Origin of the sequence: Paenibacillus sp. BGI2013, assembly GCF_002843485.1 — a bacterium.
Taxonomy (GTDB): domain Bacteria; phylum Bacillota; class Bacilli; order Paenibacillales; family Paenibacillaceae; genus Paenibacillus; species Paenibacillus amylolyticus.
In genome coordinates this window covers 800,320-812,179 of sequence record NZ_PJFA01000001.1, presented here as the reverse complement: position 1 = coordinate 812,179, position 11,860 = coordinate 800,320, and the positions used below count along the sequence as shown (strand labels likewise).

The 11,860-nt window shown below is 34.5% G+C and carries 11 protein-coding genes; all 11 read right to left on the bottom strand.

Going from position 1 to position 11,860, the window contains the following annotated elements:
* Positions 1–38: 38 nt before the first annotated feature.
* Positions 39–665: a Type 1 glutamine amidotransferase-like domain-containing protein gene (locus CXK86_RS03635; RefSeq protein ID WP_076249758.1), complete on the bottom strand. Its 627-nt coding sequence runs from the start codon at positions 663–665 to the stop codon at positions 39–41.
* A gap of 272 nt (positions 666–937) precedes the next feature.
* Positions 938–1,414, bottom strand: coding sequence for a GNAT family N-acetyltransferase (locus tag CXK86_RS03630; protein WP_076249759.1), 477 nt, complete (start codon positions 1,412–1,414; stop codon positions 938–940).
* Positions 1,415–2,219: 805 nt separating this feature from the next.
* Entirely contained in the window at positions 2,220–2,597 is a 378-nt protein-coding gene (locus CXK86_RS03625; RefSeq protein ID WP_076249760.1) for a hypothetical protein, read from the bottom strand.
* A gap of 614 nt (positions 2,598–3,211) precedes the next feature.
* On the bottom strand, positions 3,212–3,652 hold the full coding sequence (locus CXK86_RS03620; RefSeq protein ID WP_076249761.1) for a hypothetical protein: 441 nt from the start codon (positions 3,650–3,652) through the stop codon (positions 3,212–3,214).
* A 398-nt stretch (positions 3,653–4,050) separates the two neighbouring features.
* Entirely contained in the window at positions 4,051–4,710 is a 660-nt protein-coding gene (locus tag CXK86_RS03615) for an HAD hydrolase-like protein (protein ID WP_076249762.1), read from the bottom strand.
* Positions 4,711–4,994: 284 nt separating this feature from the next.
* Positions 4,995–5,399 carry a hypothetical protein gene (locus CXK86_RS03610; RefSeq protein WP_076249763.1) on the bottom strand — a complete coding sequence of 135 codons (405 nt, stop codon included), beginning with the start codon at positions 5,397–5,399 and terminating at the stop codon, positions 4,995–4,997.
* Positions 5,400–5,621: 222 nt separating this feature from the next.
* On the bottom strand, positions 5,622–6,341 hold the full coding sequence (locus CXK86_RS03605; protein ID WP_076249764.1) for a ferritin-like domain-containing protein: 720 nt from the start codon (positions 6,339–6,341) through the stop codon (positions 5,622–5,624).
* Positions 6,342–6,515: 174 nt separating this feature from the next.
* Positions 6,516–7,307 carry a GNAT family N-acetyltransferase gene (locus tag CXK86_RS03600; protein WP_083684238.1) on the bottom strand — a complete coding sequence of 264 codons (792 nt, stop codon included), beginning with the start codon at positions 7,305–7,307 and terminating at the stop codon, positions 6,516–6,518.
* A gap of 170 nt (positions 7,308–7,477) precedes the next feature.
* A complete protein-coding gene (locus tag CXK86_RS03595; RefSeq protein WP_076249765.1) occupies positions 7,478–7,975 on the bottom strand; it encodes a DUF6933 domain-containing protein in 498 nt (165 codons plus the stop codon).
* A 541-nt stretch (positions 7,976–8,516) separates the two neighbouring features.
* The gene (locus CXK86_RS32505) at positions 8,517–10,868 is read right to left on the bottom strand and encodes a YecA family protein (RefSeq protein WP_047842550.1); all 2,352 of its coding nucleotides are present in this window, start codon (positions 10,866–10,868) and stop codon (positions 8,517–8,519) included.
* Positions 10,869–11,398: 530 nt separating this feature from the next.
* Positions 11,399–11,845, bottom strand: a complete 447-nt coding sequence (locus CXK86_RS03585; protein WP_051447118.1) for a DinB family protein — start codon at positions 11,843–11,845, stop codon at positions 11,399–11,401.
* Positions 11,846–11,860: the final 15 nt, after the last annotated feature.

Sequence of the window (11,860 nt, the reverse complement as noted above, 5' to 3'; positions counted from 1 at the left end):
GGGGCTTCTTCGAGCTACATTCAATGAATTTATCACTTTCAATGTGCTTGGTTCATTAATATTGAGATATATTCTTCATCTTTAAGCCTTGTCACCTTACATTTCTCATTGCATTCAAATTCTACTATTCTCTCTTCAATTGTTTTATTAGTACTATCTTTAAATATGTCCTCTCGATCATAGTGAGGAAAAATAAGCTTGTCTGTTACACCTAATGCCTTAAAATCCGTTAAATTCATTGTGTTCATCTGTGGAGTAAAGAAATCGACAATGTTAATATTCGGCCCCAGTAATAACGTTCCTGCACTTACTCCAACTATAATTACATTCTGTGCGGCCAGTGTTTTGATAATTTCATCAGCACCACTTTTCTTAGCGTAATACAATAGTGTAAATGGATTCCCACCATTAATATATATAACATCTCTATGTAAGAGTATTTGCGGGTCATCAAATTCAATATCTACAAAATTGATATGCTGAAATCCCATGTCCTTAAACTCTTGCATTGCTCTTTGTGCATATCTATTAGTTTCTTTTCTAGGGGATGCTGTTGTAATAATTGAGACTTTTAATTGAGAAATATCTCCATCAATAAAATCCAGAAATTGATTTTTAATATCTTCAGTATAAAAACCACAAGAGGTTAGTAACAAGCTACTCATTGAAATCACCGTCCTTAACTAATGATTTATCTAATCTTTATAATTTAATTAAGCTTTCTCTTGATTTCCTATAACGTTCTTGTATTCACGAACACTCACTGGCTTAAGCGCGACAGCACGGGTCCGACGGACTTAGTCAGTGCAGGATTGTCGCCTGACACATCTCCCTCGATATCCCTCCTAGCGACCTAGGGCGAATACCAGATGCGTTAATATGATATTAGATGATTCACCTTATTTTTTCGAATTACTACATAGAAATCCTGCTTGCTTTATATGATCAGTTTTGCGAAAATATCGCCGTCTTCATCTAACTCCCCTGTTTCTACAAAACCAAGAGAAGAATAAAGTTTCCTTGCTACCTTATTCTCGGGCGAATAAAGAATCACGACTTCTGAGGCCTTTCCATGCGGCAAAGTTCGAAGTAACTCAATTGACTTTTCTATTGCTTTTTTGCCATATCCTTTGCGCTGATATCGTTTATCTATCATAAATCTATATATGTCATAATAATTTTCAGAATCTTCACTCTCAGAAATAACATATGACATTGCGATAAATCCAACCATCTTATCATTACAATAAATCGCATATGGCATTGGAATAAAACTGCTTTTATTTGTTATAACAACATACAATTCCGCAAGAGTATATATAATAGATGCTACAAATCTGCCTTGCTCTTCCTCAACTCTTAAGTCCAGACATTCTGAAAAATTATCAAATGTTATTTTCCTAAGTTCTATCATTTATGTTTCCCCCTTAAAAATGAAATGCACTCAAAAGTATTAGTCTTTATTGATTGGGGATTTCATCTAACGTTCCTGTATTCATGAACCCCAACGGTTGTCTGCTGAATTGCCTCTCTGAATTCCTTCCCGCAGACCAAGACTCCATCGGAGCCACAGCTTGAATATTATGTTATCTGATGGATTGACTTTCTTCGAGCAGAAATAACACGTTGAATTATAACTTATTTATTGATAATCATAATATTTCTTATTAACATTTTGTAAACAAGTCCACTTAATCCTATTTTCCATCTGATTTGAATTTGATAGGTTTCAGCGATTTACAATTAACAATAAACCTTTATTTTCTTTTGTGATTATTATTTCTCTATTTTTTACGGATATCTCTCACTTCATTAATTAACACATCTAATCTTTCAATAATTCTTTTATCATTTTCAAGTTTCTTTTTTAATCTCCCATCTATAATTGCTACTCCCATAACAATAATTATAAGCAGGATCAAAATTAGCACCTTGATCACTTACCCCTCTAGCAACAGAACGTTGCAATTGAATTAACTCTATAATTAGATAATATATACTTTTACTTTTTACAGTTTTAATCATTTTTCAATCTTACAGATAACGTTCTTGTATTCACGAACCCTCACTGGCTTAAGGGCTACAGCCGGGTCTGACGGACTTAGCTAGTGCAGGGTTGTCCGGCTGCTCCCAATTCCCCTGCCTGACCTAGGGCCGAATGGCCCGAGGCGTGAATATATTGTTATACGCAGTGCCCTCTTCTGTGACTAAGCTATGGGCTATCTGTTATTTAGCTTTTCCAATAATTCTACCTCCTCTTCCTCTGAAAGTTGTTCTTCCGCTCTTGTTTTTGTTTCATCTATCTTTAGTACTTTTAATCCTCTTTTTATGAGCCATTCTTCACCAGGTTTCATGGTAGTTGCTGGATGTGGATATACATCCTCACTTATAATTTCCTCATCAATTATGTAAATGTATCCACATAACTTACCATTATGAAATCTTGCGCCATTCTCATCAAAAGAAACAATAGATGGTTTCTGCGAAAAGATTCTTGCTAACTCTCGATCTTGGGTTATTGTGCTTCCGACTAGTAATTCATTTAGAAATAATGGCGAGCCATGAAACCAAGGCTTACTGTAGTCCCATTCTTTCATAATTATCACCTTCAATTAAGTTTTATTATGTTTCTTCTTTTATTGTTCTTTAGTTTCTTCTTAATTTTAGGGTATTGCGTATAACGTTGCGCATTTCTGACGTCCAAACGGCTTAAGGACCGGAGGTCCGGGTGGCTTTGCCACTTAGCTGGTTGGATGTGTCCGAAATCCCTCTTGAAGACCGAGGTGCGTCAGCGACGAAGCAAAAATGCATTGTTATACGCTGCCCCTTCTTCTTCGATTCCACATCCTTATATGTCTTGTGTGTTTTATATATTTAATATGTCTTTACGTGTTTTATCTTTTGGTTCTATCTTTTGCTCCTATCAAATCCGTTTCGCATAGGAAAGATCCCCTCATTTACTCTCGTACGCCTTCAGCAGTATCAACTTTGGTCTGTGTAGTAACTTCATCCAGTGAACGCTAGCCATATAAGAGGCTCGTGTTCCTCGGACCGGAGATTTGCCAATGGCTTCATTCAGATTCCTGCTCACGTTGGACACCCCTGCCTTAAGCTATGGCTTACTTCTACCCTCACCATTCGGGATTTAATCCTTGATATAGAATACATGCTGAACGCACAATCAAAATTTAAGAGGATTGTTGTCCTCCCTTTAATTCGCAATAGACAAATATGTATTAATGACATGCACAATACCAAAAAGTACTGTTGGTATAATAGCCAGATAATTTTGAAGCCAAATCTCAGCTAATATAAAATATACTACCGGGAGAACGGCCATCCCCAAAAAAATAATAAAGTTTGCGTTGCCTGTAAAATACAATATCCATAGCCCATAATAAAAAATCAACATAATTGCCATACCAATTATATACGGACATCGCACTTCAGATGCTTGTTTTCTTACAACAAATATCAGAAGAAAGAAAAATATCGCCTGACTTCCGTGCTCCAAAACATCTAAAATCAAATGGCTATTTGCATGGTTTCCTGATATATCTGACGCAGGAATTAAAAAATAAAATATATTTGGTATCATTGGCAATAAAAAGATTATCAGACCCTTCCATGAAAAACCAAAATGATAATTCATTTGATCCTCTCTTTCGCATAATAGCAATATTCTTTAGTTTGCACTTTATTATGAATCCGCTTCTCTGGTATTCCTCTTGATGACCGAGGAGCATAACTAACGATGTGGAAATTTATTGTTATATGGTACACCTTCTAATATTCCGTTCATCCTGGTTTTCAACTGCTACCTTGTAAATGTATTCTTTCACCTATATTTATTATCTGTTATTAATTGGTTGCATGATTTAACATTATTAAGGGTTGCGTATAACGTTCTGTATTCACGAACTTGCGCAGCAAGTTGTCACATGAATCAACTCCCCTGCCAAAAACATCATTGTGACCAAGGGGTAACCGCAGCTTAAATATGGTGTTATAGGATTTCAGCGTCTTCTTCGATATAATTACAAAAGCATTCTAGTTTCCCTGATGTTTAAATATATTTTTTAATTCAAGTAAGCCGTCAATAATAAAATCCGCTTGTGCAAGCTCCCCTTCTTGGGCAAAATCAAATCGACAACCAATAGCCTTCAACCCATTGTTTTTTGCGGCATTGAAATCAGAAATCCTGTCCCCAACTACAGTTGCATTGCTGATGTGATGTTTTTTAAGAATATGACCGATTAAGTCATCCTTATTTTGAGTTCCTATTTGTTGGATGCTATAAGTTTCTGCCACCCACTTATCTAATTTGTAGCAGTTAACGATGGCATTAAGGTATTCGTTTAGTCCATTACTTGCAATAAAAATGAAATAGCCTTCATGTTTCAAGTAATTAAAAATTTCTTTGACATGCGGATATAGGGCGCCATTGCCATTATTAATATTTGCAATTAGTTTCTCTAGGAAGATCTCGTCCACAATTCGTCTGATTTCATTTGAATGGTTCGGCAATAACGTTTCCCAAACTACTGGTAGAGGAACACCCATTATTTCACGATATTTTTGAGTTGGAGTCTCACTCGACCATTCATTTAGAGACCTCAAGATAGTAAATGTTTCTTCTAACGATAACTCTAAGATTTTGTTTGTTTGAAATAGTGTACCATCCATATCGAAAATAACCGCTTCCAGCATGATTTCACTCCTATTCAAAATAAAATAATGAATTGTTATACTGTTTTTACGCTGATTTCAATAAACGTTCTGTATTCACAACGCCCCACTGAATTAAGGCTCCGTCAAGAGACGGAAGCGATGTGGTTAGTCGGTGAGGAAGTGTTCGCTGAATCTGCTTCCCTGCCAATCACTTCTCGTGAACATAGGACTGTCAGGTCCGATGCGTGGATATGATGTTATATGCTTTACAGACTTCTTCGATCCACATCTACATCCTCATTTCATTGCACTCTACAAAACTGTTATTTTTCTTTATAGTCATTTGCTTCCTCTTTAATTCCTTCATTTTTAGAATTAATTCCCAATACAATTCCCCAATCTAGTAATTTTGGAATTGCCTCTGAAAGTAGCTCTAACAATCTACGATACTCCCATTCATCGTCAAGACAGATTGCTGTTTTAGCTACATTAGGAAGATGTTCTATTAGCCAATCAGAAGGAATTGTTTTAATCTTTTTCCTCGCTATTTCAATTGGGTGGGTATTTTGTGGCTGGCAAGCCCATTCAATAAGGATAGTGAGTATTTTTATTCCAAGCCCCGTAGGGATAAGTTCAATATCTTCTAGTCTAGTTGATATATTGGGAGATATTTGATTAATTTCATAATCTATTTTCAGTTCTTGCCATGATGCCATACCATGATTCATCATCCTTCCCTCCTAATACATTCATCCTCAATTGGAACTTAGATCTCCGGGATTGCATATAACGTTACTGTATCCATTACGTCCCATCGACTTAAGCCACATTAAGGGCGGCCGTGATGCGGTTAGTCGGTGCGGATGTGTCGCCCCTGCCAATTCCCTACGTGCTGACCCAGGGGGCGTCAGGACCCGAAGCTTGGATCTGATGTTATCTGACGTAAACCTCTACTGTGAATTAGCTATAATCTTCTTCGTTAAGTTAAACTCATGACGGCATTCATAGTAATAACTTTTGAGTTTATATCCCCCAGATTTAAATACAGGCTTATGTTGATACCACACTATAATTAGCGTTCCTTCAAAAAGGATTCTACGAAGGATATAAACTATTCTGTTAAAGAGAACGCTTCTATTTTGAGCAAATTTATGAAGTGTTTCAGATTGAAACTGAACATGTTTCTCCTCATCACTTAAAATCTGATTACATAAATCGATTAATACTTCTGACTTTGTAGATTTTTGCAAGGCTTTATAGTACAACTTAGCAATAATCTCAGCAGTTAATAGAACAATGACTGATTGTTCTAAACTCGCATATCGACGTAATCTTCTAAATACATTGTCCACCCAATGTCTACGAAGGAGTGGGATTCCCTGTACCTTCATAAATCTGCCTAGATCTCTAGCGTGCCTCTGTTCTTCTTTAATGAATTCTATAAGCGCTTCATAGTAATCCTGATCTTGCGTCTGATGTACATATTCTTGCGCACGTTTAATTAGATATTTACCTTCGGAGTTTTCTCCTAATTGAAACTGTTGAATTGACTTAATGATTATTTCTCTTTCATTAGTTGTTAATTTATAGTTGTCATCCCAATGAATATATTTGAGGTTTTGATTATTTCTTCGATAATATTGCACCCATTTCGAGAAAGTGATATTCATTATTTTCTCCTAAAATGTAATAGTTTTATGTCAAATAACGTTTCAGTATTCATGAAACCCGAAGGGGTTGTCTGCTGAAAAGCCTCTTCGAAATCTACCCCGCAGACCAAGGCTCCGAAGGGCCGCTGCTTGAATATTATGTTAGGCGATGCCAGCCTAAATTCCCCCTCACAATTAATTCCTTGTCCATGTTGCCCGGGTATATCCAATTCTCATACCCACTCTTTCCATATTCCGATGGCTTTGCGAGCCAAATGAGCACTGACTAACAACGAGATTACAATTGTTGTAGGTATCATGAATTCGTCTAAGTAATAAATTTGTTTGAAATCCTTTATTTCGATATTCAGGTAGTGTTGTCGCAAATGTTAATGAAGCAACATTGTTCTCTATATACATTACAGCTACTGCAACTGGATAGCCCTGATCCAACCCCAAATAATAGTGCCATCCAGGACGAGAAAACAGTACTCGGTTATTTGCAGCTACGTGTTCTTTCCCATCAAGTGATAATCCTGTACCTAAACAATGAATTTCTGCATATGTATCGAACTCATCTTCGAGTAGTTCACGAATTTCCAGTTTATGATGATCAAACGAATTTAGATTTCCAGGTTCACAAAAAAGCGTTGTATGAAATCCTGATTGATAAAAGCCTATATTATGGAGTTTTTTCATAACTTCTTGATTTATATTACCCGGGATGACTTGAATCTCAAAATTCCTTTCCCGCTCATTATAAAAGTCTAAGATATCTTCAATGACATCTTCAGAAATCCTTCCCTTTACATTATTAAAAAGACCCCATGGCATCGTTTTACTATAAAACGCCGTGCTCTCCCCGAATCGTTTTATTTCAATTCCCTCAGGGTTTCCTTCTCGTTCTCTGATTGCAGTCATTCGATCAACCATATAATTAATTTCAGATTTTTCTAAAATATCCGCTAATTCCAAATTCAATATCATTCAATTTATCCCCTTCCTTGATCCGCATATAACTATACAATTACTCCTGAGTGGTTTCGTATAACGTTCCTGTATTCACGACCCAGCATATGCTGGGTGTCCGGCGAATGCCGGACCAAGGACGTATGTCCGCAGCATGAATATTATGCTAGACGAAGTAGACTGTAGGCTCACATACTAAGAGCCTCCCTCATAAATTGGTTTGGAAATTTTTTTAGCTTTACTAAGGGAGTCGCGTTGTTCATTTTATTTAATTCGATGATGTTCATTTCTTGTATGGGTAAATAGTCTTCAATCATGAATTCAGTCATTTTAACCATGTCTATCATGGATCCAATGACGCTTCTATCATACGTTTTGATGAACTTAATGCTGTTTGCATGACTGATATAGTTGTTAATTAAAGGTTCAGAGATTCCTTCTGCTTTTAAATTTTCTATCAGTGCATGGAGAAATATCTCTTTAAAGTTTTTATAGTGCTCTTTTCTTATTCCAAACAAAATAAAGCAATACCTTGTCTTATTATTCATAATAATTAAATTATTCTTTTTAGCCATTCGAAATACATTGGCATGCCACTTGTAGAGTTCGTCCTCTAATTCGTTGTCTGGTTCTTCGACAAAAGAACTAGCATCAAATAGCTTCTTGGTACATGAGATTGTTATCATATATATATGTCCTTTCACAGTCTATTTCGTCTAACGTTCCCGTATTCACGACTCGACGTATGTCGAGTGTCCGGCGACTGCCGGATCAAGGGCGTATGCCCGCCGCGTGAATATGATGTTATATGCTGCCTGTGACCTTCCAATTTGTCTTAATCTTATTTCATTATTTCCTTCTTCAATTTTATGCTTTCTTTCTATCTTTTTAAAATGATTTTTAACTCTTAATCCGTTTTTTTAGATCTATTTTCTCTTAAAACTCTTTTTCCAATCTCTCTTTCTACTCATTTGATCTGAAGCCACTTCATGCTTCCTATTTCAACCCCCGATCTCCTGATTTAATCGTCTTTTTAGCTTTAAATTTTCTTTGATTTTTAAACCCTAAACAAAAAACGCCGATAGATGATTCGGCGCTTTCTTATATTTCTATCATTACTATATATTAATTTTTTACCTTTTAATTCATGTATCACTATTAATCTTTATATATCCAAAATAAGCAATCTTATTTTTATAAATCATTACAAATATATAATTAAAACACTTAGATACCAGATCCATGACATTTTTTGTATTTCACTCCACTCCCACAAGGGCATGGATCATTTCTACCTGCTTTATATAAAGTTCTTCCTACTTTTTTAGTCTCCTGATCAATCATGTTTAATAAAGAAATAAAATCCGGATTTTTTTTACTACTAGAAAGCATATCTTCATCAACGTAAACAAAATTGTTCACTATTTTTCTTCTATCATCAAGAAACGTACATAATCCTATCCATTCCTTGGCTTGTGATTGATGCATTTTAAATACACAATGTGCTTTTAGTTTTTCTAAAATAATAACTCTATCTCTGGTATAGCCTGACATTATAGTTACTCCATAAATAGAACCAGTTAACTTATCATAATTAACAGGCTTTGAAATGTCATGCAAATTACCATCGTTTTGTGTCATTTTGACTACTCTATCATACATTTCAATGATGGTATCCTGTTCATTCATATAAAGATCTATCAATTTTAGTCCAATAGTAGTATGACCATATTGATTTAGTTGATTTAATTCCATCAAAATTATTTTGAATTTATTGTTAAACTTTCTTCTATATGGTTCTGAAGATAGTCCTACATTTTTATCATAGTAATGTCTGTTATATATTGGAGAATAATCAAGAACTTCAGAATAAACATTTTCTTGAGTACCTAAAATAATATTCTTCATCACTTTACCAATATCAATTTCCTCAACATGGTAATCTTGTCGCTCCTCCTGGTCTTGAAAAAGATACAACCCAAAAATATCAAGTTCATACGTAGATTTCAAGGCGATATTATCATTCATTCTAGTACGTAAAAAAGCATAATGTATGAACTGGGTGGGAAACTCAATAAAATCAGAAATAACTTTAAAATCAGCCAAAGATATAGACCATGGGTATTCCTCTGCTTTATATAATCCCACCTCTTTCAAACTTGTTAAAGAAGTAGTTATATCCGCAAAATAATCCAAGGTAGTATTCATTATAAACTTATTTTTATAAGTTTCTGATTGAAGTTTAAGAACTTTCTTACCACTACGATTATAGAAACAGACTTCTTCCTTGCTTTCAATAAAGTCTTTTGCTCTTTTGGCTTGTATCAATGCATATTCAATATTCTCTTGAATGTTTTTTTTCAAACGACCAAGCCCACCCTTTTTTGCCGGGGAGTGAAAACCTCTACTTTTTGATTCTATTATAAATAGATTACTGTCATACAACACTAGACCATCAAGCTCGTATCTTTCACCATTATGTTTGTAGTATAACTCAGAATGTATATCTGCTTCAGGTAAAATTTTTCTCATAACATTAATAGTCTCTTTTTCTAAATAATCACCTTTGATCTGTCCATATTCATTCCACATTTCTTCATTTTCTTGAATAACTTTTTCCATTTGTTCCTGTAAAGTCCACCTTAAACTATTAGGAAACATCAGAAGATAAGAGTCTTCATATTTGAGAATAGGTTTAGCTCTAAAAATATTATCATCGCTTGGGAAACGATATTCTTGAACTTCTTCAGCGATATTAGTAGAGAAAAACTCAAGGAATTTATTTAATTTCTTTAGTTTCTCATCATCAACTTTTATATCAAAACTCGAGAACAAAAGTTCATCTTTTAGACTCTCAGAAAATAATATATAAGGAACAAGTTCATGAATCGCTTTTTTATGATTTTTGGAATAATTTTTCACTATCTTCTTAATATTTTTATCCCTTATTTCCCCTTTTTTATAATCTTCAAGAATAAAAGGTATCATTTCATTTGCTCTTGTAATAGATTTTTCTGCTAATTTCTCAAGTTTTTCTGAATATAGCTGTGTTAGATGTTCAAAAAACTCAAAACAATCTCCTATTGTAAAACCAATAGTATTTTCTAAATACTCGTCATAGTTATTCAATAGATCTATTATTTGCTGTTGCATAGGAGTAAACCATGAATATCCTCTAACAATTCCATAGTTGCTCGTCATATTCGCTGCTACTATTGCTTTACTCAATTCTTTTTCACTTAAGTCAAAATCTATTTTTCGTAAGTAATTAGAGATCTTCCAATATGACATGAAGTGATCAATAGTTTTTATTAAGTCGTCTATTTCTAACGGATTTGGTATTTCTTCTTTAACTACAAATGTTCTATTTAGTATAATACCCGCTAAGTGTTCTAAATTAGCAGGTTGAATATATTTATATCCCTTCTCACTATCTATTGTAATATAAGAAAAATAACTTAACCTAGATAGCATTTCTATTGTATCAAATCTATTAATAAATTCATTGATTTTCATCTCTTGATTTTGTAAATCTACGACTGTTTTCTTTTTTAACTCATCCAATTCTTCAATGTTCATTAAAACACCAACCATTTCTTATGTATTATTTTAAGTTTCATGTGACCCTTTTATCTTCATAACCCAATATACTCCAGTTATTTAGCAAAGACTAGATAAAAACCGTATGTCATTTTTGGTATATTCTAATTTCTAATGGTCTTAACCAAACATTTTCTTATTTAATTTTATGCTTTCTTGCTATCTTTAAGTAATACTTTTTTAGCTTTTGTAATCCTTCTCAACTCTCTTCGTATTCTAAAGCAATTCGTTGTCCCGTTTATTGTTCCGAATCTTTCCCGCAATTTTTCTGCCTTTCTTTGGATATGCTTTGATGCTTTAAATCCTTTTGGTTGCCTCTAAAAAAAGTTTCGGATCAAGAATTGGATCCTTTGAAATTTGACCTTCTCAGATATGGCTGCCTTTCAGGTTGCATATAACGTTCCTGTATTCACGACTCGACGCATGTCGAGTGTCCGGCGTATGCCGGACCCAGGACGAATGTCCGCAGCGTGAATATGATGTTATAGGATGTCCATGTCTTCTCTGAATCACGCTAATAGGTTTTCGATTTGTTTCTTATGATGTTCATCATGGTGTACGAATATTTTTAGATATCTTTCATAGGTATAAGGTCGTTTATCATTGCCTATAAAAAAGTGAATTTCTGAATGATCTACCTCACGGAATTGGTTGACTAAATGGGTTCGAGTTTCAATAAAGGTTTTAATCATACTTTCTCTGTCTGTAAATTCTTTAGCCTTCTCTATTGCTTTTAAGTTATGGGTATCATGATCGACGAATCCTGGGAGTTTCACTTGGTCTTTTATGTGTGGGAGCATTGTATTTAAAGTATATGTATCCCAATTCCATAGATGGGTCACGACTTCCTTCACCGTCCACTTTCCAGGAGCAATCGACTTTTGCCAAGTCACATCATCAATTGATTTTACAAATTTATTGAAATGTTCAAACTGCTCTAATAGTTTCTTGTTCATCTTCTTTAGTCCCTC